28 protein-coding genes are annotated in these 24,956 nt (G+C 54.9%); 18 read left to right on the forward strand and 10 right to left on the reverse strand.

The window, feature by feature from the left end; genetic code table 11:
- Positions 1 to 2: 2 nt before the first annotated feature.
- The 3 genes from pobA to TH25_RS03255 all read left to right on the forward strand — a co-directional run bounded on the left by pobA (position 3) and on the right by TH25_RS03255 (position 2,200).
- Positions 3 to 1,175: a 4-hydroxybenzoate 3-monooxygenase gene (gene pobA / locus TH25_RS03245; RefSeq protein WP_114087006.1), complete on the forward strand. Its 1,173-nt coding sequence runs from the start codon at positions 3 to 5 to the stop codon at positions 1,173 to 1,175.
- Positions 1,176 to 1,307: 132 nt separating this feature from the next.
- On the forward strand, positions 1,308 to 1,607 hold the full coding sequence (locus TH25_RS03250; RefSeq protein ID WP_114087007.1) for an ElaB/YgaM/YqjD family protein: 300 nt from the start codon (positions 1,308 to 1,310) through the stop codon (positions 1,605 to 1,607).
- Positions 1,604 to 2,200 carry a phage holin family protein gene (locus TH25_RS03255; protein ID WP_114087008.1) on the forward strand — a complete coding sequence of 199 codons (597 nt, stop codon included), beginning with the start codon at positions 1,604 to 1,606 and terminating at the stop codon, positions 2,198 to 2,200. Before TH25_RS03250 ends, TH25_RS03255 begins: the two co-directional genes overlap by 4 nt.
- Before the next feature lie 84 nt (positions 2,201 to 2,284).
- On the opposite strand, the gene hpt is transcribed toward TH25_RS03255, so the two are convergent.
- Positions 2,285 to 2,821, reverse strand: a complete 537-nt coding sequence (gene hpt / locus TH25_RS03260; protein WP_114087009.1) for a hypoxanthine phosphoribosyltransferase — start codon at positions 2,819 to 2,821, stop codon at positions 2,285 to 2,287.
- Between the two features lie 93 nt (positions 2,822 to 2,914).
- Positions 2,915 to 3,583, reverse strand: a complete 669-nt coding sequence (locus TH25_RS03265) for a glutathione S-transferase (RefSeq protein WP_258549014.1) — start codon at positions 3,581 to 3,583, stop codon at positions 2,915 to 2,917.
- A gap of 357 nt (positions 3,584 to 3,940) precedes the next feature.
- Between TH25_RS03265 and TH25_RS03270 the strand changes: the two genes are divergently transcribed.
- Positions 3,941 to 4,159: a DUF3126 family protein gene (locus TH25_RS03270; protein ID WP_114087243.1), complete on the forward strand. Its 219-nt coding sequence runs from the start codon at positions 3,941 to 3,943 to the stop codon at positions 4,157 to 4,159.
- 115 nt (positions 4,160 to 4,274) lie between these two features.
- Here TH25_RS03270 and TH25_RS03275 read toward each other — a convergent pair whose 3' ends face one another.
- Positions 4,275 to 5,123, reverse strand: a complete 849-nt coding sequence (locus TH25_RS03275; protein ID WP_114087011.1) for an oxidoreductase — start codon at positions 5,121 to 5,123, stop codon at positions 4,275 to 4,277.
- A gap of 139 nt (positions 5,124 to 5,262) precedes the next feature.
- Here TH25_RS03275 and TH25_RS03280 point away from each other — a divergent pair, with 139 nt between their 5' ends.
- From TH25_RS03280 to TH25_RS25620, 3 genes are all read left to right on the forward strand, one after another.
- Positions 5,263 to 6,180 (forward strand): LysR family transcriptional regulator, encoded by a 918-nt coding sequence (locus TH25_RS03280; RefSeq protein ID WP_114087012.1) that lies wholly within the window; start codon positions 5,263 to 5,265, stop codon positions 6,178 to 6,180.
- Positions 6,181 to 6,315: 135 nt separating this feature from the next.
- Positions 6,316 to 6,777 (forward strand): RrF2 family transcriptional regulator, encoded by a 462-nt coding sequence (locus tag TH25_RS03285; RefSeq protein ID WP_114087013.1) that lies wholly within the window; start codon positions 6,316 to 6,318, stop codon positions 6,775 to 6,777.
- A gap of 182 nt (positions 6,778 to 6,959) precedes the next feature.
- Positions 6,960 to 8,153, forward strand: coding sequence for a methyl-accepting chemotaxis protein (locus TH25_RS25620; protein WP_114087014.1), 1,194 nt, complete (start codon positions 6,960 to 6,962; stop codon positions 8,151 to 8,153).
- Positions 8,154 to 8,276: 123 nt separating this feature from the next.
- Here the strand turns inward: TH25_RS25620 and TH25_RS03295 are convergent, their stop codons facing one another.
- Entirely contained in the window at positions 8,277 to 9,617 is a 1,341-nt protein-coding gene (locus tag TH25_RS03295) for an MFS transporter (protein WP_114087015.1), read from the reverse strand.
- Positions 9,618 to 10,011: 394 nt separating this feature from the next.
- Here TH25_RS03295 and cyoA point away from each other — a divergent pair, with 394 nt between their 5' ends.
- From cyoA to TH25_RS03350, 11 genes are all read left to right on the forward strand, one after another.
- Positions 10,012 to 11,061, forward strand: a complete 1,050-nt coding sequence (gene cyoA, locus TH25_RS03300) for a ubiquinol oxidase subunit II (protein ID WP_114087016.1) — start codon at positions 10,012 to 10,014, stop codon at positions 11,059 to 11,061.
- A gap of 76 nt (positions 11,062 to 11,137) precedes the next feature.
- Positions 11,138 to 13,141: a cytochrome o ubiquinol oxidase subunit I gene (cyoB, locus tag TH25_RS03305; protein WP_114087017.1), complete on the forward strand. Its 2,004-nt coding sequence runs from the start codon at positions 11,138 to 11,140 to the stop codon at positions 13,139 to 13,141.
- Between the two features lie 10 nt (positions 13,142 to 13,151).
- Positions 13,152 to 13,775: a cytochrome o ubiquinol oxidase subunit III gene (gene cyoC / locus TH25_RS03310; protein WP_114087018.1), complete on the forward strand. Its 624-nt coding sequence runs from the start codon at positions 13,152 to 13,154 to the stop codon at positions 13,773 to 13,775.
- Positions 13,772 to 14,161: a cytochrome o ubiquinol oxidase subunit IV gene (locus tag TH25_RS03315; RefSeq protein WP_114087019.1), complete on the forward strand. Its 390-nt coding sequence runs from the start codon at positions 13,772 to 13,774 to the stop codon at positions 14,159 to 14,161. Before cyoC ends, TH25_RS03315 begins: the two co-directional genes overlap by 4 nt.
- Positions 14,162 to 14,259: 98 nt before the next feature.
- Positions 14,260 to 15,036 carry an SURF1 family protein gene (locus TH25_RS03320; protein ID WP_258549015.1) on the forward strand — a complete coding sequence of 259 codons (777 nt, stop codon included), beginning with the start codon at positions 14,260 to 14,262 and terminating at the stop codon, positions 15,034 to 15,036.
- A 60-nt stretch (positions 15,037 to 15,096) separates the two neighbouring features.
- Positions 15,097 to 16,089, forward strand: coding sequence for an Ldh family oxidoreductase (locus tag TH25_RS03325; protein WP_114087020.1), 993 nt, complete (start codon positions 15,097 to 15,099; stop codon positions 16,087 to 16,089).
- A gap of 111 nt (positions 16,090 to 16,200) precedes the next feature.
- The gene (locus tag TH25_RS03330) at positions 16,201 to 17,151 is read left to right on the forward strand and encodes a 2-dehydro-3-deoxygalactonokinase (protein ID WP_258549016.1); all 951 of its coding nucleotides are present in this window, start codon (positions 16,201 to 16,203) and stop codon (positions 17,149 to 17,151) included.
- Between the two features lie 42 nt (positions 17,152 to 17,193).
- Positions 17,194 to 17,811, forward strand: coding sequence for a 2-dehydro-3-deoxy-6-phosphogalactonate aldolase (locus TH25_RS03335; protein ID WP_114087021.1), 618 nt, complete (start codon positions 17,194 to 17,196; stop codon positions 17,809 to 17,811).
- A 71-nt stretch (positions 17,812 to 17,882) separates the two neighbouring features.
- Positions 17,883 to 18,665, forward strand: coding sequence for an SDR family oxidoreductase (locus tag TH25_RS03340; RefSeq protein ID WP_114087022.1), 783 nt, complete (start codon positions 17,883 to 17,885; stop codon positions 18,663 to 18,665).
- An 8-nt stretch (positions 18,666 to 18,673) separates the two neighbouring features.
- Complete coding sequence (locus TH25_RS03345; protein ID WP_114087023.1) at positions 18,674 to 18,934, forward strand: GIY-YIG nuclease family protein; 261 nt, start codon at positions 18,674 to 18,676, stop codon at positions 18,932 to 18,934.
- A gap of 75 nt (positions 18,935 to 19,009) precedes the next feature.
- Positions 19,010 to 19,357 carry a hypothetical protein gene (locus TH25_RS03350; protein WP_114087024.1) on the forward strand — a complete coding sequence of 116 codons (348 nt, stop codon included), beginning with the start codon at positions 19,010 to 19,012 and terminating at the stop codon, positions 19,355 to 19,357.
- Between the two features lie 56 nt (positions 19,358 to 19,413).
- On the opposite strand, the gene TH25_RS03355 is transcribed toward TH25_RS03350, so the two are convergent.
- The 6 genes from TH25_RS03355 to TH25_RS03380 all read right to left on the reverse strand — a co-directional run bounded on the left by TH25_RS03355 (position 19,414) and on the right by TH25_RS03380 (position 24,954).
- On the reverse strand, positions 19,414 to 20,049 hold the full coding sequence (locus TH25_RS03355) for a CDP-alcohol phosphatidyltransferase family protein (RefSeq protein ID WP_114087025.1): 636 nt from the start codon (positions 20,047 to 20,049) through the stop codon (positions 19,414 to 19,416).
- A 165-nt stretch (positions 20,050 to 20,214) separates the two neighbouring features.
- A complete protein-coding gene (locus TH25_RS03360) occupies positions 20,215 to 20,946 on the reverse strand; it encodes a GNAT family N-acetyltransferase (RefSeq protein WP_114087026.1) in 732 nt (243 codons plus the stop codon).
- A gap of 144 nt (positions 20,947 to 21,090) precedes the next feature.
- A complete protein-coding gene (locus TH25_RS03365) occupies positions 21,091 to 22,011 on the reverse strand; it encodes a nitrilase-related carbon-nitrogen hydrolase (RefSeq protein ID WP_114087027.1) in 921 nt (306 codons plus the stop codon).
- 114 nt (positions 22,012 to 22,125) lie between these two features.
- Positions 22,126 to 23,172: an extracellular solute-binding protein gene (locus TH25_RS03370; RefSeq protein WP_114087028.1), complete on the reverse strand. Its 1,047-nt coding sequence runs from the start codon at positions 23,170 to 23,172 to the stop codon at positions 22,126 to 22,128.
- Between the two features lie 100 nt (positions 23,173 to 23,272).
- Positions 23,273 to 24,067, reverse strand: coding sequence for an ABC transporter permease (locus TH25_RS03375; protein WP_114087029.1), 795 nt, complete (start codon positions 24,065 to 24,067; stop codon positions 23,273 to 23,275).
- Complete coding sequence (locus tag TH25_RS03380) at positions 24,064 to 24,954, reverse strand: ABC transporter permease (RefSeq protein ID WP_114087030.1); 891 nt, start codon at positions 24,952 to 24,954, stop codon at positions 24,064 to 24,066. Before TH25_RS03380 ends, TH25_RS03375 begins: the two co-directional genes overlap by 4 nt.
- Positions 24,955 to 24,956: the final 2 nt, after the last annotated feature.

The following is a 24,956-nucleotide window of genomic DNA, read 5'->3' on the forward strand; positions in this document are numbered from 1 at the left end:
TCATGTATGTTCCCGTTGTTATTGTCGGCAGTGGCCCGGCAGGCTTGCTGTTATCGCATCTGTTAAAACGCCGTGGTATCGAAAGCATCATTCTGGAGCGCAAAAGCCGCGAGCATGTTGAAGGCCGCATTCGCGCCGGGGTGCTGGAGATGGGGACGGTTGGCCTGATGCGCAAAATCGGCGTTGATCAACGGATGAATGCCGAGGGCATTTTGCATGATGGCATTTACATTAGCGTCGATGGCGAGCGCCATCATATCAATATGAAAGAGCTGACCGGCGGGCAAACGGTGATGATTTATGGTCAGACCGAACTGACCAAGGATTTGATTGCCGTACGGCTGGAACAGGGGGGCGAGATTGTTTTCGAGGCCGAAGACGTCAGCCTGCATGACATAGAAAGCGACCGTGCCACGGTTCGCTATGTCAAGGATGGGGCCGAGCACAGCCTGACATGTGATTATATCGCGGCCTGTGACGGGTATCATGGTGTCGGGCGGCGCACCATGCCGGAAAACCGGCTGAAAACCTTTGAACGGGTTTATCCCTTTGGCTGGTTGGGGATTTTGGCAAAGGCCAAACCGGTGGCCGATGAACTGATTTATGCCTGCCATCAACGGGGATTTGCCCTGTGTTCGATGCGATCTGAAACGGTGGTGCGCCATTATGTTCAGGTTCCCAGTGACGCAAGAATCGAAGACTGGTCCGATGACCGGTTCTGGAACGAATTGCGTCGGCGCCTTGGACCGCGGGATGCCGAGTTGGTTAATGAAGGCGAGGTATTTGAAAAAAGCATTGCGCCGCTAAGAAGTTTTGTTGCCGAGCCCATGTCGCACGGAAGACTGTTTTTGGCGGGGGACGCGGCGCATATCGTGCCGCCCACCGGGGCCAAGGGGCTTAATCTGGCGGCGAGTGACGTGCATTATCTGTCACAGGCGCTGATTGCCAGGTTTTGCTACAATGATGAACGACCCTTGGCACATTATTCGCAACAGGCGACAGCACGGGTGTGGAAATCCGAGCGTTTTTCCTGGTGGATGACGTCAATGCTGCATCGCTTTGGTGATGAGGGTACTTTTGATGGCCGGATGCGTCGGGCGGAACTGGATTATATGCTGTCATCGAAGGCTGGCAAAACCGTGCTTGCCGAAAATTATGTCGGTTTGCCGTTTTAGGCTGTTTTACAATTGAACCTCGCAGGGAGATTGCCACCAAATCATCACATTTGCGATGGAACCGGCACAGGGCTGTTGCGTTAGAGAAGTGTTGTAAAAGACAACAGGTCATAACAAAACAAGGAGGTCCCGATGGTGGCCAAGAATGAAGCCGAGACGAGCACTGACGCTTCCAAGCTGCAGGCCGAGGTTGAGACCCTTCGCAAAGATCTGGCCGAAGTGACCAAAACACTGAAAACGATGGCCCGTGAAAACGGTGAAAGCCGTGCGGCAGAAGCAGCACAGCGTGTGCGTGAAATGTCCGGTCAGGCCCGTGAACAGTTTGACCATGCCCGCGAGGTTGCCGTTGGGCAGGTACGTGAACGTCCGCTGGTTACTGTTGCAGCGACCTTTGGTATTGGCCTGTTAATTGGCCGCCTGCTGCAACGATGATTGATCAGCTCATCGAGGCAATCGGTGACATGGCGCAGGCCGCAGCCGCAAGGCTTGCGGCCATCGCCGTGATTGGTGTTGTGATGCTGGTGGGGGCCGGGTTTGTTCTGGCATCCATTTATATGGGGCTTGCCGCCCATGTTGGCCCGGTGGTGTCGGCACTTACGGTTGGTTTGGTGCTGATTGTGCTGGCACTGGTGGCGATTGCCATCTGGTTTGGCAAAAGCCCGGCCTATGAGACCGGAGAAAAGCAAAAAACACCCGGCACCGCCGCACCGCGCAGCGAAGATGACATGATCATGGATTTGCTGATCGATGCCGCCCGGACCGGCTTTGCCACCGGGCAGGGCAATAAAGCGGCGATGAATAAAGGGTTTGAAAGCCTGTTTCGCGATTTGGACGGGCTGGGTGTTTTTGACCGTCGCCAAACCGTGGCCGACGCCCTAGAGCGCGCCGAGAAGGCCCAGAAAGCCGCGATGGAGCGTGCCGCGAACATGCAGGATTCCCCGGAAACGGACGGAATTGACGATATATTGCACGACAATAATCAAACCACCCCCTTCCCGCGCGATCCCGGCCAGGACCGCATGTAACCCGGGCCAGCTTCAGGATATGAAAACAAAAAACCGGCAATCAGCCCAGGCTGTGCCGGTTTTGTTGTGTGCGGAAAATGTTGTTTATTCGCCGTGGAAATGCACCGTGCCGATAAAGGGCAGGTTGCGATTGTTCTGGGCGTAGTCAATGCCATATCCGACGACAAATTCGTCAGGGATGTCAAAACCGCAATAATGAATGGGAATGTCCACTTCGCGGCGGGATGCCTTGTTCAGCAGCGTGCAGATTTCAAGCCGGTTGGGATCGCGGGTTTGCAGCAGGCGGACGACTTCGGACAGGGTGTAGCCGGTATCGATGATGTCTTCGACCAGCAAAACATCCTTACCCCGAATTTGCCCGTCAAGATCCTTGACGATGCGCACACTGCGCGAGCTTTCGGTAGAGTCGCCATAGCTGGATGCGACCATGAAATCGACCTCGACGGGCACGGTCAGTTTGCGTGCCAGATCGGCGATAAACACGAATGATCCGCGCAGCAGGCCGACCACGATCAGTTTTTGGGTATCTTTGAAATTTTCGTTGATCTGGGCTGCCAGCGTGTCGATTTTCGCGGCAATTTCCTCAGCAGTGATCAACGGCTTGACATCATAATCGGCCATTCGTCCGGGTCCCCGAAGGTGGAATTGTTCAATGCAGGCGTTGCTACCACAGGCGTTGGGGCTTGACCAGCCTGCTTGCGGTTGAATATGTGATCAGGTTATCTCGGCAGCTTTTAAGAATACCGGTTTATCGCCGTCATGCCATTGGGCATATTTTGCCATGACACCGTTAAAAAACGGGCTTTGCAACATTGTTTCCAGCCAGCGATGCAAATGGACAAAGGGCAGGGCATCAAAGCGTGCCTGGTCGGTGCGGGCAAACTGGCGGATAAAGGGGGCGATGGCAAAATCGGCCAAGGCCGGGCGCGCTCCAAACAGATATTTGCCGACAGCAAGCCTGCCATCCAGCCGGTTCAGAATTTTTTCGCCCTGTTCACGGTGAAAGTCCGGGTCGGCCCCTTCGTAGCGGCTGGCATATTTATAGCGGTCCAGGTTGGTTTTGAACGGGCCGTCATTTTGCGCAATCAGAACCAGCATGTCGTCAAGTGTGCCGCTTTCCGGGTTCAGCCATTCATGCGGGTCGTTTTCGGCCAGCGCCCAGACCATGATTTCCAGGCTTTCGTCAATCACCGTGCTATCGGGCAAAACCAGTACGGGAACGGTGCCTTTTGGGGATGCCTCAAGCATCGCTGCCGGTTTGTCGCGCAGGACAACTTCGCGCAGTTCCACATCAATGTCGGCTGCCATCAGGCTCATACGGGCCCGCATGGCATAGGGACAGCGGCGAAAACTGTATAAAACCGGATATGAGGCATTGGACACGGATGGATCCATTGTGTCCTTGCCCGAGGCAGGGGGGTGTGTTTGCTGGGTCATGGTATCGACTTAACCATAAGGGGCGTGCTTTGCAACCAACTTTGACCGACACGGGTATCGCACGGGAAGCAAAGCCGTTATAATTAATCTGTTCTGACAGTTCTGTCGCGGGACATCGTGAGGGTTCTTCTGGAACAGGGCAAAAAAGTTGGTCATTTTGCAAGGGACGGGCTTGATTTGTTGGCCCGGTTTGTGAAAGGAACTGCACGGGATTTTTCGTTTTGCGCCCCGGGGCAGGAAAACGGCGTTTTGCTGTGCCGCCCGCGCGCATTGACGACAACAGTGGAAACAAGGAAGCCGAGTATGACACCGTCCGAAATTGCACGGGTAACAAATTATCTGCGTCGCACCTTTGATAATAACCGCATTGCCATTGATCCGCCGCGTTCAAAGGGGCAGCCGGTTGAAATGCGGATTGGTGACGAATTTCTGGGCGTTTTGCACCGTGATGAAGACGAAGGCGAAATCAGCTATTCCCTGCAGATCATGATCCTTGAAGAAGACCTGCCGCCGCTTGTTTGAGCGTGCCAAAGTTTTTGGTCTTTGACCACAGGCGCAAGCCGCAAAAAAACGCCCTGCCGAGAAGCGGGGCGTTTTTGCATTTTGACGTATTAAAACCGGCTGTTTTTAATGTGGTTTATGCGATGTCAAAGGCGGTGCTGCGGGTGATGTCCTCCCACTGGGACAGTTCATCGTCAAGGCGTGCCATTTTGGTGCGGACAAGGTCAAGCGCATCTTCCCCCAACAACAGATGAACCGGCGGGTTTGGCAGCCCGATGATATGCAAAAGCGCCTGTGCCGCCTTGGCCGGGTTCCCGGCCTGGTGGCCGTTTTTCTGGTTGCGGGCATCGCGGATGGGGTCAAACAGGCTGTCATAATCGGTGATGCTGCGACGTGTCCGGACCATTGAACGCCCGGCCCAGTCGGTGCGGAAGGACCCCGGTGCAATGGCGGTAACATGAATGCCAAACGGGGCGACTTCGCTGGCGAGGGTTTCGGAAATGCCTTCAAGGGCGAACTTTGACCCGCAATAATAGGAAATGCCCGGCATTGTGATAAAACCGCCCATCGAGGTGATATTGATGATATGCCCGGACCGGCGCTGGCGCATGGCGGGCAGGATGGCCTTGATCATGGCAACCGCCCCAAAAACATTGGCATTGAATTGCGCGATCAGTTCTTCAAGCGGGCTTTCTTCAAGAATGCCTTCGTGGCCGTAACCGGCATTATTGACCAACACATCAATCGGCCCGATGTTGGACTGCGCCGCGTCAATTGCCGGGCCAATGGCGTCGAATTGCGTAATGTCCAGCAAAATGGCGTGGGCCTTTTCGTGCATATCGGCAAACGCCTTTTGCGCGGTTTCGTTGCGGACAGTGCCAATGACTGTATGACCGTCATTCAGGGCGGCGGTGGCAAAGGCCCTGCCAAAACCGGAACTGACACCGGTGATCAGGAATGTTTTCTGGGGTGAATGTTTTGTCATTTGCGATCCTTTCAGCAGAAGGGCCAGGCTCGGGGACGCAATGTCCAGTGCTGGCCGGGAACGGATCGCAGGCTAGTGAACGGCAATTATTTGGTATATGCTGTAATATTCAAATATACTATTTGGATTTTACAGCATAATGCGGGGTAGTGAATTTTCCGATATGCGGGCCTTCGTCGCCATTGTCGAGGAAGGCAATTTTTCGCGGGCCGCTGCAAGACTGCGTATTTCGCCGTCAACTCTGAGCCAGACCATCCGCCAGTTTGAAGAGCGTATTGGTGCACAATTGCTGATCCGCACAACGCGCAGCATGTCGGTAACGCATGCCGGGCAGCGCCTGTTTGACCGTTTTCGCCCGGCCCTGCGGGAAATGGAAGCCGCCCTGGGCGAGGTGCGCAATTTGCAAGGCGCTGTTTCGGGCACGGTGCGCATGGTGCTGCCGCGACTGGCACTGGCATCCCTAGTGGAACCGCATCTGGGCGATTTTGCCCGTGCATATCCGGAAATTCATTTGGAACTGGGGATCAATGATGCGGTCATCGACATTGTGGGCGATGGCTTTGACGTTGGCATCACCCTGGGCGAGCTTTTGGAGCAGGATATGGTGGCGGTGAAAATGGGGCCGGATCTACGCCAGCTTGCCGTTGCCGCGCCCGAATATCTTGCCCGATACGGCACCCCGGAAACACCGGCAGAATTGCTGGCGCATAACTGCATTAACTGGCGCAAACCGGGCAGTGACAAAATTTATAACTGGGAATTTTTTGATGCCGGCCGGTGGTTTGGCGTTGCGGTTCAGGGATCGCTGATGGTTTCGCATCGTGATACGGCGTTGCAGGCCGCAGCCCAGGGGGCGGGCATTGCCTTTGCCTATTGGTCCTCGCAATGGATGCAACCCCTTATCGATGCCGGAAGGCTGGTGCCCTTGCTTGAAAAATATTCCCCGCAATTTCCGGGCTGGTATTTGTATTATGCGCGCCAGCATCAAACCCCGGCGGCGGTGCGCGCGGTAATCGACTTTTTCCGCGCTGCCAACCGGCCTTCGGATGGTTCGTGACAGAAATAACAACAAAGCGCCTGTTGGGATGACCTGATATAAGATATATTTCAAATATGTTTTTTGGGCTGGTTTTGTCCGGTTGGTCTTACCGGATCGCCCGCCTGCCAGGACCGCCAATATGAAGGCTTGCTCATGCGCTTAACCGTTTTTAGCGATTATACCCTGCGGACATTGCTGTATTTGGCCTTGCAACGCGACGGGCTGGCAACGATTGACGAGATCGCACAGGCCTATGGCATATCGCGCAATCATTTGATGAAGGTTGTCAATCATTTGTCCCGACGCCAGATCATCCAAACCGTGCGCGGCAAAGGCGGAGGCATGGCGCTGGCGCGGTTGCCGCGGGACATTAATGTCGGCGCGGTGGTGCGCGATACCGAAAAAGACAGCCACATTGTTGAATGTTTTGACCCCGCCCGTGCAGGGTGCTGCCGGATCGAGGCGGCGTGTGGCTTGCAGCATGTATTGCATCGGGCGAGAGAGGCATTCTACGCCGTGCTGGACGATGTTACCTTGGAGGATTTGCTGGGGACCCGCCAGGAGAAAATGGCCGAAATGCTCGGGATGATGCCGTTTTCGCCAGCGCGGGAATAGGTTTGGCTTCATCTGGTGGGCAGATGAGGCAATATGAAAGCGAACCATGCAGGAAAGGACAGCCCTGCCATGCAATTTATCTTTTAACATGTATTTTATATATATGTTAAAAGGATGCCGTTTTCGGTCACGGTCGAAAAATATCGGGCATTCTTGATGAACCTTTCTTGGCGAGGCGGCAAATGACCATTCATGGATTGCGCAACACCATTCAGGCAGAAGCTGACTCTCGTCCTGTTTCTGAATTTAACACTGACAGCCCCCTGAGGGATTTGCTGGCTTCTCGCCGGGAGCGGGAAACGGGGGAGGGCAAGACAGGCGACGTCGCGGCTGAGGTAAATAGCGGGGATGTCAGTGATGGCGGTGATCCTGGTGAGGCCGAACGATCCGTCGAGGCGGGGTTGCGTGCTCGCATTGCCGAACTGGAACAGGAACGCGATCTTTATAAAGTCATGTTTCAGAACCTGGATGGTTTTGGGCATTCGCTGGTGTCGGTGCGTGAATCTTTTGCCGAATTGTCGTCGCTTCTGGGCGATCACAGCCGGGCAAATAGTGACACACGCAGCGAAAGCGAGGCCAGTGAGGCGGGCTTGACGGACATGGTTGGACATATTGCCGCGATGAGTGACAAGGTTGATGATGCGTCAAACCGCATCTCGGAACTGAATGGTGATGCCAATCGCATCGGCAGTATTTTATCGCAGATCGATAATGTGTCGCGCCAAACACGGCTATTGGCTTTTAATGCGAGTATTGAGGCAGCCCGCGCGGGCGAGGCAGGGGCCGGTTTTGCTGTTGTCGCCACCGAAGTGCGCGCACTTGCCGGTGAAGCGTCCAATGCGACCCGTGATATTGGCGCGCTGGTCGGACAAATTAAAAGAATGGCGGGCACCACGGACGAAGATATGCAGGAAAACGCCCGCGCCGCCAGTCACTTGAAGAATGAGGCAACCTGCCTTTTGACGCGAACCGGGCGGATGGTCGCAATTTCCCGGAAATCGGCGAGCGTGCTGACCACGGCAGCAATGTTAAGTGAAATCGAACTGGCAAACCTGGAGGAGCTGGAACTGAAGCTGGAGGTATACCGGGTTTTCATGGGGTTGTCGGATGCGACCGAGGATGACTTTCCGCCAGAAACGGAGTGTCGGCTCGGGCAATGGTACTATGGCGTGCTCGGGCAGGAGCAGTTTGCCCGTTTGCCTGACTTTGCCGCAATGGAAGAACCGCATCGTCGGGTGCATGACAATGCCCGCGAGGCCGTGCGCCATTATCGTGCTGGAAACAATACTGAGGCGTTAAAGGCATTGGGAGAGATGGAAACCAGCAACCGTGACGTGATGGTTCGCCTGCGTCGCATGATCCGTGCGCAGGTTTAACCCGATCAGCCCGGCGCGGGGAGAACGGTTATTGATACCGTTTGACAGGACCAGATCATAAGGGGCCGCCCGGTTAAGGCGGCCCCTGGTCGTTTTCTTTGTTGCAGGAAAGCCCCGCAAGGATCAATCAGCCTGGGTTTCAACCATCTGTTTGTTGAAATACAGGGCGACAAGGGTGCAGATCGCCCCCGACAGCAAGTAGGCACCCACCATGATCAGGCCAAATTCCTCGCACAGGAAAAGGGCAACCAGAGGGGCGAAGCCCGCGCCGATCAGCCAGGCGAGGTCGGATGTGATGGCAGAACCGGTATAGCGGTATTGCTGGCGGAAGTTTGATGCCAGTGCCCCGGCAGCCTGACCAAAGGACAGGCCGAGAATGGCGAAGCCACCCAGAACGATAATGTCTTCACCAATGGCCCCGGCCTGATACAGGAAGGGGGCAACGAAACTGCCAGCACCGATGATGGCAGCTGCAATACCCAGCAGTTTGCGCCGACCAATGCGGTCGGCAATAATGCCCGATGCGGCAATGGTCCCCATGCTGATGACAGCGCCAAGGAGCTGGATCAGCAGGAAGCGGCCAACGGAATGATCGGTATACAGGTTGACCCAGCTTAACGGGAACACGGTGACCAGATGAAACAGCGCATAGCTGGCCAGCGGCAGGAATGCACCGAGAAGAATGGTGCGGCCGTGAATCTTGAAGGTGTCGGACACCCGAACCGCCTGGAGTTCGTTTTTATCAAGGAGCGAGCCAAATTCGGTGGTGGCAACCAGGCGCAGGCGGGCAAACAGGGCGACGACATTGATGGCAAAGGCGACAAAGAAAGCATAGCGCCAGCCCCAGTCGATAAAGTCTTTATCGTTCAGTGTGCCGAGGAAAAAGGCAAACAGCCCTGCTGCAAGAATAAAGCCGACCGGTGCGCCCAGCTGGGGCATCATCGCATACCAGCCTTTGCGGTTTTGGGGCGCATTGAGCGCAAGTAGCGAAGCCAGCCCATCCCATGCCCCGCCCAGGGCCAGCCCCTGGCAAAAACGGAAGGCACATAACAGATAAATACCCAGTGCGCCCGCACTGGCATAGCTGGGGATAAAGGCAATGGCAACGGTGGAACCACCCAGCAGGAACATGGCAACCGTGAGTTTTGCGCCGCGACCATGTTTGCGGTCAATTGCCATAAATAACAGCGACCCGGCAGGCCGCGCGATGAAAGCCAGTGAAAAAATGGCGAAGGAATACAGTGTTGCCGTGACCGGATCGTAACCCGGGAATAACAGCCGGGGGAATACAATTACTGCTGCAATGCAATATGTGAAAAAGTCGAAAAACTCCGACGTGCGACCAATAACGACGCCCAGGGCGATTTTGCCCGGATCGACCTGTCTGCGCGTGGAAAGCTGCCTGACATCCCTTTCGAGTTGTGACGAGGAGGCCGCTGCGTAAGACTGACTGGGATAATTCATATACCCCTCCCTCTTTGTTTTCTGACCGTTATGGTTGGGTCAAAGCCAGATTTGGAATTGGTCTTAAAACAACTATGAGCCTGTAAATCATGGCTGTCAAATCGCCTCTTAATTGGGAATGTGACTTATGTCGCACGATCATGGCAAATGTGGCGGAAAAGCTGGGGTGCCGGGGTTGACAAAATTGCCCGCTGGATGTAGCAATCCGGGCAACGGTTTGAATTTTTCAAGCTATATTTTCGTCAAATGTGGCGGCCTGGTGCTGTCGCATTTTAGAAACTGAATCCGGGAACGACAGGCAATAGACGTGATTGGGGCTTTCGGGGCGCAATGCGACTGTTGCTGTTTTGTTTGTAAATGGTCTCGTCCTGAGACTGATCAAAAGATCAAGCGTATGTCATTAAAACTTTCACGCGGCCTGCTCATTGCACCTCTGATGCTTCTCCTGACTGGATGCAATCTGGTTGTGATGCAGCCTTCGGGTGACGTTGCAATGCAGCAACGCGACCTGATCCTTATTTCCACTGTTCTGATGTTGCTGATCATCATTCCGGTGATGGCACTGACGGTGTTTTTCGCATGGAAATACCGTCAATCGAACAAAGACGCCGAGTATGATCCCGAATGGCATCACTCGACAAAGCTGGAAGTTATCATTTGGTCAGCGCCGTTGCTGATCATCATCGCACTGGGGGCGTTGACGTGGGTAAGCACGCACAAGCTTGATCCGTATCGTCCGCTTGACCGTATTGATGCACAGCGCCCGATCGCGGCTGACGTGAAGCCCCTGACGGTGGAAGTCGTGTCGTTGAACTGGAAATGGCTGTTCATTTATCCCGAGCAGGGTATCGCAACGGTTAACGAACTTGCCGCACCGGTGGACGTTCCGATCAATTTCAAGATCACCTCGGACTCGATCATGAACTCGTTCTACATTCCCGCACTGGCAGGCCAGATTTATTCGATGGCCGGAATGGAAACCAAGCTTCATGCCGTGATCAACAAGGAAGGCGTCTATAAGGGCTTTTCCGCCAACTATAGTGGCGATGGCTTTTCGGATATGCACTTCAAGTTTCATGGCCTGAGCCAGGCTGATTTCGATCAGTGGGTTGCCAAAGTGAAAGCGGACGGGGCGACGGAGCTTGGGCGCAGCGAATATCTTGACCTGGCAAAGCCGAGCACGGCTGTTCCGGTCGAATATTATAACAGTGTTGATCCGGAACTTTATCACGCCATTCTGAACCGTTGTGTCGAGGCTGGCACAATGTGCATGGATGAAATGATGATGATGGATCACATGCGCGACAAGAAAGGTGGAAAGTCCCATGACGAACACGCCGAACTGTTTCCTTCGCTGGAACGATCGGAAGTCGGCATTTGTTCGGTAGAGGGGTATTCCCCGGCTTCGGCATCCGAAAAGGAAATGCCGGCCGCGAAGCTCTGATCGAAACGTGATCCCGATTTTATCGGACCTTGGTGGCTGTGTCTGACACAGCCACACTGAAAAGAAGAGTAAACCGATGTCTTCAAACACGGATCTGTTAAAGTTGATCTTTGGTCGGCTTTCCCTTGATTCAATTCCGTATCACGAGCCTATCCTGATTGTGACCTTTATTGGTGTTGCATTCGGTGGTCTCGTCGTTCTCGGTGGTATCACCTATTTTGGCAAATGGGGGTATCTGTGGCGCGAATGGGTCACGTCTGTCGATCATAAAAAGATCGGCATCATGTATATGATCCTGGGTGTTATCATGCTGCTGCGCGGTTTTGCCGATGCGCTGATGATGCGTGCCCAGCAGGCGATGGCCTTTGGCGGAAACGAGGGTTTTCTGCCGCCCCATCACTATGACCAGATCTTTACCGCGCATGGCGTGATCATGATCTTTTTTGTCGCCATGCCGTTCGTCACCGGTCTGATGAACTTTGTGGTGCCGTTACAGATTGGTGCACGCGACGTTTCATTCCCGTTTCTGAACAATTTCAGCTTCTGGATGACGACCGCCGGTGCCGTTGTAATCATGATTTCGCTGTTTATCGGCGAATTTGCCCGTACCGGCTGGCTGGCATATCCGCCGGTGTCCGACATTATTCACAGTCCCGGCGTTGGTGTTGACTATTATATCTGGGGTTTGCAGATCGCGGGCCTTGGTACGCTGTTATCAGGGGTCAACCTGATTGCAACGATTGTGAAAATGCGCGCCCCGGGCATGTCGATGATGAAAATGCCGGTCTTTTCCTGGACCGCGCTTTGCACCAACATCCTGATCGTGGCTTCGTTCCCGGTTTTGACCGCCGTTCTGGCACTTCTGACACTTGATCGTTATGTCGGCACCCATTTCTTTACCAATGATATGGGCGGCAACGTGATGATGTATGTGAACCTGATCTGGATCTGGGGTCATCCCGAGGTTTACATCCTGATCCTGCCCTGCTTTGGCATTTTCTCCGAAGTGGTCTCGACCTTCTGTCGCAAGCGGCTGTTTGGTTACAGCTCGATGGTTTATGCAACCGTCGTGATCACCATCCTGTCCTATCTGGTCTGGCTGCACCACTTCTTTACGATGGGCTCGGGTGCCAGCGTGAATGCGTTCTTTGGTATCACCACCATGATCATTTCCATCCCGACGGGTGCGAAAATGTTCAACTGGCTGTTTACCATGTATAAGGGCCGCATCCGTTTTGACGTGCCGATGCTCTGGACGGTCGGTTTCATGCTGACCTTCGTGATCGGCGGGATGACCGGTGTGCTTCTGGCCGTGCCGCCTGCAGACTTCGTTTTGCATAACAGCCTGTTCCTGATTGCGCATTTCCATAACGTGATTATCGGTGGCGTTGTGTTTGGCGTGTTTGCCGGGATCAATTTCTGGTTCCCCAAAGCGTTTGGCTTCAAACTTGATCCGTTCTGGGGCAAAATGTCCTTCTGGTTCTGGTTCATCGGCTTCTATTTCGCCTTCATGCCGCTTTATGTGCTGGGCCTGATGGGCGTTACCCGCCGCCTGAACCATTTTGACGATCCTTCGCTTCATATCTGGTTCATCATTGCCGCTTTTGGTGCGGTTCTGATTGCGGTTGGTATCGGCTCGTTCCTGATGCAGCTTTTTGTCAGCATCAAGAACCGCGAAAAACTGCGCGATGTGACCGGTGATCCGTGGGATGCACGCACGCTGGAATGGTCCACATCCTCGCCGCCGCCGGAATATAACTTTGCGTTTACCCCGGTTGTCTATGACCACGATGCGTGGTGGGATATGAAGCAGCGCGGCTTTACCCGTCCGACCGAAGGCTTCAAGCCCATTCACATGCCCAAAAGTACCGGTGCCGGTGCGATCCTGGCAGGTCTGGCAATTGTCTTTGGCTTTGCGATGATCTGGTATATCTGGTGGCTTGCCATTGTCGCTTTTGTTGCGATGGTTGCTGTCGCTATCGGGCATTCGTTCAACTATGACCGCGATTTCCATATTCCGAAAGAGCAGGTTGTGAAGACCGAAGACGCACGAACCCGGCTTCTGGCAAAAAAGGCGTGAGAACTCGATAATGGCTACGCAATCTGCCGTGAATAATACGGAGACCCCGGTTTTCCTGGCAAAGGAAGAACCGCACGCACCAAGCAGCACCATGCTTGGATTCTGGATCTATCTGATGAGCGACTGCCTCATCTTTGCGGTCCTGTTTGCAACGCATGGTGTTCTTGGCCGCAATTATGCAGGTGGCCCCGGCCCGCAGGATCTGTTTGATCTGCCGCTGGTCGCGGTCAATACCTCGATGCTGCTGTTTTCGTCGATCACCTATGGCTTTGCCATGTTGGCGATGGACAAGAACAATCTTCGGGGCACCCTGGGCTGGCTGGCAGTTACCGGTTTGTTCGGTGTTGCCTTCGTTGGTCTTGAGCTTTACGAGTTTGCCCATCTGATTGCCGAAGGGGCCGGTCCGCAGCGCAGTGGCTTTTTGACCTCGTTCTTCACACTGGTCGGAACCCACGGTCTGCACGTGACCTGTGGTATCATCTGGCTGATCACGCTGATGGTCCAGGTTGGCAAATATGGCCTGGGTGAAGCCAACAAGCGTCGCCTGATGTGCCTTAGCCTGTTCTGGCACTTCCTGGACGTGATCTGGATTGGTGTGTTTTCCTTTGTTTATCTGATGGGAGTTCTGGGATGACCTCGCACGCGAATGACCATTCCCACGGGCATGATCATGGCCATGATGGTGCCGCCCACGGTTCCTTCAAAGGATACATGACCGGTTTTATCCTGTCGGTCATCCTGACAGCCATTCCGTTCTGGCTGGTGATGGCGGATGTGCTTTCAAGCAACACCGCAACCGCCATTGCCGTGATGGGCCTTGCCGTGATTCAGATTGTGGTTCACATGATCTATTTCCTGCATATGAACACCAAATCGGAAGGCGGCTGGAACATGCTGGCGCTGATTTTTACCATCGTGATTGTTGCCATTGCGATTAGTGGTGCTTTGTGGGTCATGTATCACCTCAATACCAACATGATGCCGCAAATGTCCGAAAGCATGATGAAATCCATGCCGTAATGGGCCGGATATGATGATTGAAAGGCGCGGCGGGGAAACCTGGCGCGCCTTTTTTCTGTCTGTAATGGCGTTTCGCCCTTTTCGTGAAAGCAAGTTTGATGACACAGCCCGTTTCTTCCGATGCACATACCTCCGGCCACCCGCGCTCGATGGTGACACGGATTATTCTTGCGATCATTGCCATCCTCCTGTTTTGCGGCTTTGTGGCCCTGGGGATTTGGCAGATCGAACGGCGTGCCTGGAAACTTGACCTGATTGAACGGGTGACAACCCGTGTTAGTGCCCCGGTAAAACCGGCCCCGCATCAGGCCGAATGGTCCGGCGTTAATCGCAAGGATGACGAATATCGGCATGTCTCGGTAACAGGCACGTTTCTGAATAACGAGGAAACGCTGGTTTATACCTCGACCGATTACGGGGCCGGGTACTGGGTGATGACGCCGCTGGTGCGGGCGGATTCAGGGGCGATTATCATGATCAATCGGGGCTTTGTGCCCACCGACCACAAAGACCCGTCAATCCGTGCTCAGGGGCAAGTCGAAGGTGTTGTTACCGTGAATGGATTATTGCGCATGGATGAACCGGGCGGCACCTTTTTGCGGGATAATGTGCCGGCGGAAAACCGCTGGTATTCGCGCGATGTCAAGGCGATGGCCGAACATGATGGCCTGGATGCCAACCAGGTTGCGCCTTATTTCATTGATGCGGATGCGCAGAAAAACCCGGGTGGTTTGCCGATTGGCGGATTAACCCAGATCCGGTTTCACAACAGCCATCTGGTTTATGCGATTACCTGGTTTTCATTGGCGCTTATGGTTGCCGTCGGGGCATGGTATGCGCTGCGCACCCCAAAAAAACACAAGCATCCCAAGTAAATACCGGTTTAAACTGCCGGGGTGCGGAAGGCACGTTGTTTTATATATCAGGTATTGCCGATGCTTTTGTCTTTGTCCGATTCCCGTCAATTGATTATTGACGCCCTTGTTCGTAATAACGTGTCGGCTGAAAATGCCGCCTCCGTTGCCACCGCACTGGTCGCGGCCGAAGCATCGGGGCAGGGCGGGCATGGTTTTCGCCGGGTCGAGGCCTATGCCACCCAGGCCCGCAGCGGGAAGGTGGACGGGCAGGTCACACCAAGTTTTAGCCGCCCGGCACCGGGGATTCTCGCCATTGATGCGGCACATGGCTATGCGTATCCGGCGATTGATCTTGCCGTTGCCGAATTGCCCGGTATGGCGCGTGCGCAAGGCATTGCAATGGCAACCATTCGCCGGTCGCATCATGCCGGGGTGATGGGCCTGACGGTGGAACGTTTCGCCCAACAGGGCCTGCTTGCCATCATGGTGGCAAATGCCCCTGCTGCGATGGCACCGTGGGGCGGTGTGCGGCCGATATATGGCACAAACCCGCTGGCCTTTGCCGCCCCGGTGCAGGGCAAGGGCCCGATTGTGGTGGATATGGCGCTGTCCAAGGTGGCGCGCGGTAAAATCATGGCGGCCCGCCAGAAAGGGGTGAATATTCCCGAAGGCTGGGCGCTGGATCGCGATGGCAACCCGACGACCGATGCCAGTGCGGCAATGGAGGGCACCATGATCCCGACCGGCGATGCCAAGGGGGCGGCGTTGGCGCTGATGGTGGAAATTCTGGCAGCGGGGTTAAGTGCGGCGCATTTTTCGCACGAGGCAACGTCGCTTTTTGATGACAAGGGCGCACCACCGGCATTGGGACAAACCATTATTGCCATAGACCCCAAAAATACGGCGCCAGGATTTAATCCGTTAGAACGCATTTATGATCTGGCGGAGGAAATTGCCCTGGACTCGGCCGTACGCCTGCCGGGGCGGCGCGGGCAGGCGCTGCGCGACAAGGCTGCCAACGAGGGCATCGAGGTTGAAGATGACCTGATTGCGTTGGTCAAAAGTCTGTAGTTTTGCCTGTTGGCGGTGACGGATTTGAAATCCGGGATGTACAAGCAGAACAATCAGGTTTAATCGTATGAGGAAATAAACAGCACCATCAAATATTTAGGGCAGGTACAGGTGGCTTTGTCGCAAACGGATATTGCTTCGCGCCTTGGCTGGGTCGCGGTTGACTGGGGAACATCCAATCTTCGTCTGTGGGCGATGGATGCCGATGACGGTATTTTGGCGCGTGCCGAATCTGACCTTGGCCTGAACAAAATCAATGATGGCGGCTTTGAAACGGTGCTGCGTGACCTGGTTGCGGGCTGGCTGCCCGATACGTTGTCGGACGATAATTCCATTTCCGTCATTGTATGTGGCATGGCCGGGGCAAAACAGGGCTGGTGCGAGGCCCCTTATGCCACGGTTCCGGCCCGCCCCGAAACGCTGGCGGCGGGGGCGGTAAAGCCTGTTTTGAAGCAGGCGGGGCTGGATGTGCATATTCTGCCCGGTTTGTGCCAGGTCGATGACCCCGATGTGATGCGCGGCGAGGAAACCCAGCTGGTCGGTTTTATGGCTGATCATCCGGATTTTGCCGGGTGGGTCTGTTTGCCAGGGACGCATAGTAAATGGGCGCGCATTGCCAATGGCACCATTTCCGGTTTTCGTACTTATATGAGTGGCGAGGTTTTTGCCCTGTTATCGCAGCAATCCATTCTGCGCCATTCGATGCAGGGCGCGGATGATGCGGCAGCCTTTGAAAACGCCATTCGGCATATCTCGGTAAAACCAAAAGAGTTATTGCATTGCCTGTTTGGCATTCGTGCCGGTGGTCTGGTGTCGCCTGACGGCCAACAGGCCGGGGCGGGGGCGGCCATTTTGTCGGGCTATGTGATTGGCAGTGAAATTGCCGATATCATGGCCCGATTGGGAAGGGACGAAAGCATTGCATTGATTGGTGCAGGTAAACTTGCCTCCCTTTACCGGCAGGCCTTGCACGTTCATGATTTTGATGCTGAAATTATTGATGCGGAATCTGCGACCCTGGGTGGGTTGCGCCGGGCCCATGCCGCTTTAACCAAATCATAAATCGGCCCGCAAGGAAACGTTGAGACCGGAAAGGATCATGTGATGTCACATCGTAATCTGATTGCTATTTTGCGCGGCGTGCATTCTTCCGAGGCAGGCGATATTGCTAGGGCACTGGTGGAGGCGGGTATTACCCTGATTGAAATTCCGCTAAATTCCCCTGATCCGTTTGAAGCGATTCCCGCGATGAAAAAGGCGGTTGGGGACAAGGCCAAAATTGGCGCCGGAACCGTATTGACGGTCGAAGATGTAGACCGTTTAAAAGAGATCGATGCGGAATTTGTTGTATCACCAAACTGCGATACGGATGTCATCAAGCGCACCCGCGAACATGGCATGGGGTCCTGGCCCGGTGTGATGACGCCGACGGAATGCTTTGCCGCGATCAAGGCGGGGGCGTGTGGCCTGAAAATTTTCCCCGCCAGCCAGGTTGGCGCGCAAGGCATTGGTGCGATGCGTGCTGTTTTGCCCAAAACACTGCCGGTTTTTGCCGTGGGCGGGGTGGAGCCGATTGATTTTGAAAGTTTTGCCAAGGCAGGCTGTAACGGGTTTGGCCTGGGATCGGGCATTTATAAACCAGGCATGAGTGCCGATGAAGTGGGCCGCCGGGCGATGGATTATGTGTATACCTATGATGCGGTTTATCGCGGTTGTCATTGATCTTTGACGCCAGATCGGCGGGCAGGCTATCTTGGCGCCATTGATAAACCGACCATTCATGGGAGGATCCATTGGATCTGGGAATTAAGGGCCGCAAGGCCATTGTATGTGCGTCGTCCAAGGGGCTTGGACGGGGCTGCGCCATTAAACTGGCCGAAGCTGGTGTTGATTTGACGCTAAATGCCCGCAGCGAAGGCCCGCTGGAAGAAACCGCTGGCTATATTCGCGATACATTTGGCGTAAATGTGCAGATTGTCGCCGCCGATATTACGACCGAGGAAGGTCGCAATGCGGTTCTGGCGGCCTGCCCGGAGCCGGATATTCTGGTCAATAATGCCGGTGGTCCGCCCCCGGGTGTTTGGTCAGACTGGGGGCAGGATGAATGGCAGGCGGCGATTCAGTCCAATATGCTAACCCCGATTTTGCTGACCACGGCGGTTCTGCCGGGCATGATTGCGCGTAAATGGGGCCGGATTGTCAATATCACCTCTGGCTCGGTCAAATCGCCGATCCCGCAATTGGGCCTGTCCAACGCGGCACGTGCCGGGCTGACCGGTTTTATTGCCGGGACGGCGCGCCAGGTGGCAAAGGATGGCGTTGTCATCAACAATCTGTTGCCCGGCCAGCATGATACGGACCGCATCAATGCCCTGATGGGCAACCGGGCCAAGGCGGAAAACATTTCGATGGATGAAGCCCGCAATCGTGCCCAGGCGTCGCTGCCGACTGGTAAATTTGGCGATCCGATCAATTTCGGGGCAACCTGTGCATTTATGTGCAGCGAATATGCCAGCTTCATGATTGGTCAGAACCTGCTGCTTGATGGTGGCGCGTTCAACTCCACAATGGGCTGAGGGCCGGAATGGCAAACTGGACCTTTGTGTATGTGTTGCGGGAAACCGGCAGTGCCAGCCCGCGCACCTATGTTGGATGGTCCACCGATGTTGAGGCCCGCCTTGCCGCCCATAACAGCGGCAAGGGGGCCAAATCCACCCGTGGACGCCACTGGGAAGTGGTTTATATGGAACGTTTTCGCACCTTCGGACAGGCCATGAGCCGCGAATGGCATTTAAAGCGTGACCGTAAATTGCGCAAACAGTTGGTGGCCTGTTTCCCATCGTAAAATCGGGCTTGATGCGGGGCTGCGTTTGCGGCTAAGTCAGGCGATAAAATCAACTCTTTTGCCAAGGACACAGCAATGGCGGTACAAAAAGCCAACCCCAAGAAACTTAATGCCCTGCAAACCCGCACCCTGGCGCTGGCCCAGATTTTGGCCAAAGACCCGAATTCCGGTAGCATTGACCCCGAAACCGGTGATGCCACCATCCATCGCCTGCCGCACGGGCATGGCGACCATGTGCATGTTGGCGCCTTTGTGGTGTCGGCCCGTGATGCCAGCGGGTTTAACAACCCGTCAGTCTGGGTGGCACTGGCCCGCAAGGGGCTGGCGCGCGAAGGGTACCCGACATCCATCGTTCTGACAGCCGAAGGCCTGGAATATGATACCGGCCTTGCGGAGCATTTTGTGGAAGAATCCGATCATTGATCGATATGTTGCCGCTGTTCCGGTTTTGACGGGGACGGCGGCAGCCTTTGCCACCGTCAGCCAAAATCGCGGCGGGCCTGCAGCACCCGGCCAAAGGTGGTAACGAGGCAGAGTGTGCCGAAAATGGCGGCGATGGGCTGGAAATAGTGCGGGAAAACACAAAAAGCCAGGAGTATGGCAATGGTTTCGCTGCCTTCGGTAATGCCGGTTAAGTAATAGAAGCTTTTTTTGCCCTGTTTTTCGTGATTATCCCCGCGTTTGGCGGCGATAATGGCATAGGCGAGAAAGCTGCTGCCGGTCCCGACAAAACAGAAAATCAGGAACGCCGCCATTAACGCATCCTGCGGACGGCCAATGGCAAAGGCCAGCACCATGCCCGAATAAAACAGGAAATCGGCGACAATATCGTAATAGCCGCCAATGTCGCTTTCCTGTGTTTTGGCGTTGGGGTGGCGGCTGCGCGGGGTGGCATGGCGGGCAATGGCCCCGTCCATGCCATCGGCCAGGCGGCTCAGGATGATCAGGCCCGCCGCGACATCATAAAGGTTGATCGCTAGGGCAAAGGCCGCCATCAGGCCCAGAAGAAACCCCAGGGCCGTCACCATGTTTGGTGTAATGCCGCTGCCCGACAGCCGCCGTGCCACCGCGTTTAAGGGTGGGTCGATCAATGGGCGCAGGCGGGAATCAAACATTCGGGGCTCCGGGGTTAAGGCGTTGTTTTGTTATAACCTGACTTGCCCCAATTTCATAATCACCAGAATGTCACGGGCACCCCACCCCTAAAAAACGCCGCCCGATGGGGCGACGTTTGGGGACTTTTTGCGACGTTTTGTGCTGCTGCAAAGTGCGGATTTGTCTCAGCCCTGATGTTCAGCAAGTTCCGTGCGCAGGGTTTGCAGGCTTTTGACCTGCTTGCCATTGGCATCGAAATTTTCGGGGTTCAGCCAGGTTTCAAATGCGGCGCGAACCAGCGGCCATTCCTGATCGAGAATGGAAAACCATGCTGAATCACGGTTGCGGCCCTTGTAAACCATATGCTGGCGGAAGGTGCCTTCATAGACAAAGCCATAGCGCGTTGCGGCCGTGCGCGACGGGGCATTCTGATCGTCGCATTTCCATTCGTAGCGGCGATAGCCCAGCTCGTCGAAGGCGCGTTTCATCATCAGATACATCGCCTCGGTCCCGGCGATGGTGTGCGACAGGGCCGGAGTATAGTTGATATGGCCCACTTCAATCGTGCCATGTGTGGTGTCCGGGCGCAGAAATGCCGCAATGCCGACGGCCTTGTCCGTGGCAAGGTCGATAATGGCGTGCAGCATCGGGTCCGGTCCGCGCATGTTATCAAGCCAGGTTTGATAGGTTTCAACATCCTCGAATGCGTCGTAGGGAAGATAGGTGAAGCGTTCACCCGTCGCGGCCACCCGGTTGCCTTCAAACAGGTCATTGGTATGCCTGGCGGGGTCAATCGGTTCAACCCGGCAGTGGGTGCCCGTCATGGCTGTATAAGGTGGCAGGGTGGCGGGTTTCCAGTTTTCAACAGGGCGGCCAATGGGCTGGTCGAACTGGTTGTATCGGGGCGTGGTGGTCATGGTCTTGATCCTTGATGATACGCAATTCGGCCAAGGTGAGGTGAAATCGGCCCCATGCGAAGGGCCAGTTTAATAAATTACATGGGGCCAATTACGGGGCGGGGCGTGTGTGCACACCCCACGGCGTAACTGACCCCATTAAATTCAGGCCTGTGCGACCTCTATTCCGCTTGCGGACCAGTTGCCGGGCCAGACTTCGGCATCGCCCGCACGCAACTGGCGGATTTTACCCACTGGCACATCACGGGCCAGCAGGACGGGGCCGTCGCCCCCATCGCCGCCATCGGGCGTGGTCATGGCGAAAATGCCATTATGGCCCAAATCGGGCTCGCACGGGATGTAAACCGCACAGCCGCTGTAATTGGTGGGGTTTTGGGTTGTGTTGATGGCCGTCCCCGTGGTGCCACAGGCGGCAATGGTGCACATCAATTCCACCGCACGGGCCTTGGCACAGCCAAACACGCGATGATAGCCCGATGCCTTGCTGGTCATGGAGGGCACCAGCACAAGGTCCAGATTTTGCTTTGCCAGCAGGCAGGACAGGGCCGGCATTTCGATATCCAGGCAAATCAGAATGGCGATGCGCAATCCGCGCCATTCAATGACAGACAGTTTCTTGCCCGGTGTCAGGTTCCAGTTATCGGGTTCCTGTTCGCCGGGTGTGAGGCTGAGTTTGTCCTGGGCAATCATTTTGCCATCGGGCAGGAAGGCCAGGGCGCGGTTGGTTTGGCCACGCCTTGGATCATCACCGATATGCCAGGGCATGGAGCCAGCCACCAGCATCATGTCGTGGCGAATGGCAAGGTTGGTTGCGCCGTCAATAATGGCGGGGGCCTGTTCGGCCATCCAGGCGATTTCCTCGTTCGGTTGCAGGCCGTGGGGCTTGAAAGCCAGCCATTGTTCGCTGGCATATTCGGGCATGACAAAAATATCGGCCCCGTCAGCACGGGCCTGTTTCATTTGTTGGTCAATATGGGCGATCCAGTCAGAAATGCCGGAAACGGCAACCCCCAGATTGGTGGCCCACAAGGCGATATTGACGGTTTCTGTCAGGTCTTTGGTCATGGTGACGTCCCCAAATTACAGGTGGGGGAAACAGGCAGCCGGAAGTCTGACTTCAGTATCAGATACCGGCTGCCGGTGAATTCAGTGTTATGTCCGTTATGTTAACAGGATGGATCAGCTTTTCAGCTTGGTCCAGACGCGGTTGCGCAAGTCGCGCGCCTTTTCCGAACAGTTTTTGCCCGGCACCAGCCGATCCGCATATTTTTCCGGCATGTTAACGGCCGGGTCGGTCTTGAGGGATTCATCAAGATAGGCATCCGACCCTTTGATCGCATTCATGTAACCGGCATAGTTGGAGGCGGCAGCGGCATTTTCGGGCTGCATCATCCAGTTGATAAAGGTTTTGGCATTTTCAAAGTGCGGGGAACCTTTGGGAATGATGAAGTGATCGGACCAAAAGCTCAGCCCTTCCCTGGGATAGACAAAAACGGCACTGGGCAGGCTTTCCTTGGTGCGGTGCGATGCGCCGTTCCATTGCATGTGCATGGCAACTTCCTTGGCCGCCATGCGGTCAATTGTGCCTTCGGAACTGTAAACCGCGACATAGGGTTTCTGCTTTTGCAGAATATCGAGGATCTTTTGTGCTTCTTTGGGGTCTTCGGTGCATTTATCCACCCCGGCATAATAGGCGGCCGCGGCATACATTTCGACTTCGTCATTCAGCGCGCCAATTTTGCCCTGGAATTCGGGGCGCGGTTCAAAAAATTCTTTCCAGCTATCGTCCAGCTTTTCCTTGGCGACATCGGAATCATAGGTAAAGCCGGTTGTGCCCCACAAATATGTGACCGAATATTTGCGATCCGGGTCGTATTTCATGGTGTCGTGCGGTTTGGCGACATTTTTGAAATTCTCAAGGCTCTTGGCATCAAATTCGGTTGCCAGCTTTTCCTTGATCATGACATCGACCATATAATCGGATGCGACAACAATATCGTAACCCGATGCCCCGGCCTGCAGTTTTGCCAGCATGGTTTCGTTGGAATCATAGACATCCAGCGTCACCTTGATGCCGGTTTCCTTTTCAAATTTGTCAAACAGTTCCGGCGGGAAATAGTTTGACCAGTTATAGAAAAACAGCTCGCCATCGGCTTTGGCGGCCCCGGCACCCAGGCTTAAAAGGGCAAAGGCGGATGCGCCAAGAAGAATAGAACGCAGTTTCATCTTAAAGCTCCCTGATTGGACGGTCTGATTTATGGTTTGGCATGTGGCCCGTCCCCCAACCACATGCCCCTCAATTCGGATGATATGACCCGATAACGTCTCAGTAACGGATACGGTCGATCAAAAACGAGATGCTGACAAAAATGATGGATATGATCAGCATCAGCGCGGAAATGGCATTGACCTCGGGTGTGATGCCAATGCGGATCATGCCAAAAATATAGATCGGCAGGGTGGTGGACCCGGCACCGCCAACGAAATAGGAAATGACGAAATCATCCAGCGAAATAATGAAGGACAGCATCGCACCCGATAGAATGCCTGGCCATAACAGTGGAAACGTCACACGCTTGAAAGCCTGCCATTCATTGGCATAAAGGTCGTTTGCCGCCTCGATTAAGGCAGGGTCCATGCCGTCCAGCCGGGCACGGATGGGCAGATAGGCAAAGGGAATGCAAAATACGGTATGGGCGGCGATGATGCTGATTAACCCCAGTTTGACACCAATGACGATGAAAAACAGCAAGGTGGCAATCGCGGTGACGATTTCGGGCACCAGCAGGGGCAAGGTCAGCATGGCGGCAACGCCGCTTTCGCCGCGAAACCGCCCGCGGGCCATGCCCATTGCAGCCAGGGTTGCGGCAATGGTGGCAATGACGGTGGCTGACAGGCCGATCACCAGCGAGTTTTGTGCTGCGCGCAGCATGTCGGAATTATCCAGCACCACGCTGTACCATTGGGTGGAAAAACCGGTCCAGATGGTGGCAAGGCGGTTTTCGTTAAACGAAAGAACCAGCAGCACAATGATGGGCAAATACAGATAGGCGAAAAAGAAAATCGCCATTGGCGTAATGCCGTGAAACCGCCAGATCGGGTTGGTGCGATCAATTTTCATGATGCGTTCTCCGGCAGTTTCTTGAATTTAAGCGAATAGACCATCATCGCGATCAGCACCAGGGCCAGCAGGACAAAGCCCAATGCCGCGCCAAAGGGCCAGTTGCGGGCGGCGCCAAACTGGCTGCCGATCAGATTGGCGATCATCATGAATTTGCCACCCCCCAGAAGCTCTGGCGTTACATAGGCACCCAGGCAGGGAATGAAAACCAGAATGGACCCCGCAATAATGCCCGGTGTTGCCAGCGGCAGGATGATGCGGGTCATGGCCTTGCGTTTATTGGCCCCCAGGTCAAAGGCCGCCTCGATCAATCGGTGATCGAGTTTTTCCAGGCTGGCATAAATCGGCAGCACCATGAAAGGCAGGTAGGTGTAGGTCAAACCGATGGAAACGGCATAGGGGGTATAAAGCAGGTCCAGCCCGCCGGTGTCCAAGCCAATGGTATTGAGCAAATTGTCAATCAGCCCGCCATTGCGCAACAGCAGCATCCAGGCATAGTTGCGCACCAGAATGTTGGTCCAGAACGGGATTGTAACCAGAAAGATGAACATGTTGCGCCGGCTTTGCGGCTGCATGGCAATGTAAAAGGCGGTCGGGAACCCCAGGATCAGCGCCAGAACGGTGGTCAGGGCCGATAGCTCGAAAGATCGCAGGAAGATTTGCAGATAGTCGGTATTGATGATCAGATTGTCCATCAGATCGCGGTCAAAGATGAACGAGATATAGGCATCAAAGGATAGACTGCCCCAATTTACCCCGCCATTTGTGCCGCGTTCGAGAATGGAAACATAGGCCATTTGCAAAAGCGGCAGGCCCATGAAAAAGCCGATATAGACCACTGCCGGGGCGATCAGCCAAAAACGTTTGTGTCGGGTAAAAAATTCCATTG

The organism is Thalassospira profundimaris, assembly GCF_003326755.1.
Lineage (GTDB): Bacteria > Pseudomonadota > Alphaproteobacteria > Rhodospirillales > Thalassospiraceae > Thalassospira > Thalassospira profundimaris_B.

Excerpts from the sequence above, each read along its gene's own strand:
- TH25_RS03255 (WP_114087008.1), top strand. The coding sequence starts at position 1,604 with ATGATTGATCAGCTCATCGAGGCAATCGGTGACATGGCGCAGGCCGCA.
- TH25_RS25620 (WP_114087014.1), top strand. The coding sequence starts at position 6,960 with ATGACCATTCATGGATTGCGCAACACCATTCAGGCAGAAGCTGACTCT.
- cyoC (WP_114087018.1), top strand. The coding sequence starts at position 13,152 with ATGGCTACGCAATCTGCCGTGAATAATACGGAGACCCCGGTTTTCCTG.
- TH25_RS03295 (WP_114087015.1), bottom strand. The coding sequence starts at position 9,617 with ATGAATTATCCCAGTCAGTCTTACGCAGCGGCCTCCTCGTCACAACTC.
- TH25_RS03360 (WP_114087026.1), bottom strand. The coding sequence starts at position 20,946 with ATGACCACCACGCCCCGATACAACCAGTTCGACCAGCCCATTGGCCGC.
- TH25_RS03370 (WP_114087028.1), bottom strand. The coding sequence starts at position 23,172 with ATGAAACTGCGTTCTATTCTTCTTGGCGCATCCGCCTTTGCCCTTTTA.
- TH25_RS03375 (WP_114087029.1), bottom strand. The coding sequence starts at position 24,067 with ATGAAAATTGATCGCACCAACCCGATCTGGCGGTTTCACGGCATTACG.
- cyoB (WP_114087017.1), top strand. The coding sequence starts at position 11,138 with ATGTCTTCAAACACGGATCTGTTAAAGTTGATCTTTGGTCGGCTTTCC.
- TH25_RS03350 (WP_114087024.1), top strand. The coding sequence starts at position 19,010 with ATGGCGGTACAAAAAGCCAACCCCAAGAAACTTAATGCCCTGCAAACC.
- TH25_RS03315 (WP_114087019.1), top strand. The coding sequence starts at position 13,772 with ATGACCTCGCACGCGAATGACCATTCCCACGGGCATGATCATGGCCAT.
- pobA (WP_114087006.1), top strand. The coding sequence starts at position 3 with ATGTATGTTCCCGTTGTTATTGTCGGCAGTGGCCCGGCAGGCTTGCTG.
- TH25_RS03365 (WP_114087027.1), bottom strand. The coding sequence starts at position 22,011 with ATGACCAAAGACCTGACAGAAACCGTCAATATCGCCTTGTGGGCCACC.
- TH25_RS03345 (WP_114087023.1), top strand. The coding sequence starts at position 18,674 with ATGGCAAACTGGACCTTTGTGTATGTGTTGCGGGAAACCGGCAGTGCC.
- TH25_RS03335 (WP_114087021.1), top strand. The coding sequence starts at position 17,194 with ATGTCACATCGTAATCTGATTGCTATTTTGCGCGGCGTGCATTCTTCC.
- TH25_RS03325 (WP_114087020.1), top strand. The coding sequence starts at position 15,097 with ATGCTTTTGTCTTTGTCCGATTCCCGTCAATTGATTATTGACGCCCTT.
- TH25_RS03270 (WP_114087243.1), top strand. The coding sequence starts at position 3,941 with ATGACACCGTCCGAAATTGCACGGGTAACAAATTATCTGCGTCGCACC.
- cyoA (WP_114087016.1), top strand. The coding sequence starts at position 10,012 with ATGTCATTAAAACTTTCACGCGGCCTGCTCATTGCACCTCTGATGCTT.
- TH25_RS03250 (WP_114087007.1), top strand. The coding sequence starts at position 1,308 with ATGGTGGCCAAGAATGAAGCCGAGACGAGCACTGACGCTTCCAAGCTG.
- TH25_RS03320 (WP_258549015.1), top strand. The coding sequence starts at position 14,260 with ATGACACAGCCCGTTTCTTCCGATGCACATACCTCCGGCCACCCGCGC.
- TH25_RS03280 (WP_114087012.1), top strand. The coding sequence starts at position 5,263 with ATGCGGGGTAGTGAATTTTCCGATATGCGGGCCTTCGTCGCCATTGTC.
- TH25_RS03355 (WP_114087025.1), bottom strand. The coding sequence starts at position 20,049 with ATGTTTGATTCCCGCCTGCGCCCATTGATCGACCCACCCTTAAACGCG.
- TH25_RS03380 (WP_114087030.1), bottom strand. The coding sequence starts at position 24,954 with ATGGAATTTTTTACCCGACACAAACGTTTTTGGCTGATCGCCCCGGCA.
- TH25_RS03275 (WP_114087011.1), bottom strand. The coding sequence starts at position 5,123 with ATGACAAAACATTCACCCCAGAAAACATTCCTGATCACCGGTGTCAGT.
- hpt (WP_114087009.1), bottom strand. The coding sequence starts at position 2,821 with ATGGCCGATTATGATGTCAAGCCGTTGATCACTGCTGAGGAAATTGCC.
- TH25_RS03285 (WP_114087013.1), top strand. The coding sequence starts at position 6,316 with ATGCGCTTAACCGTTTTTAGCGATTATACCCTGCGGACATTGCTGTAT.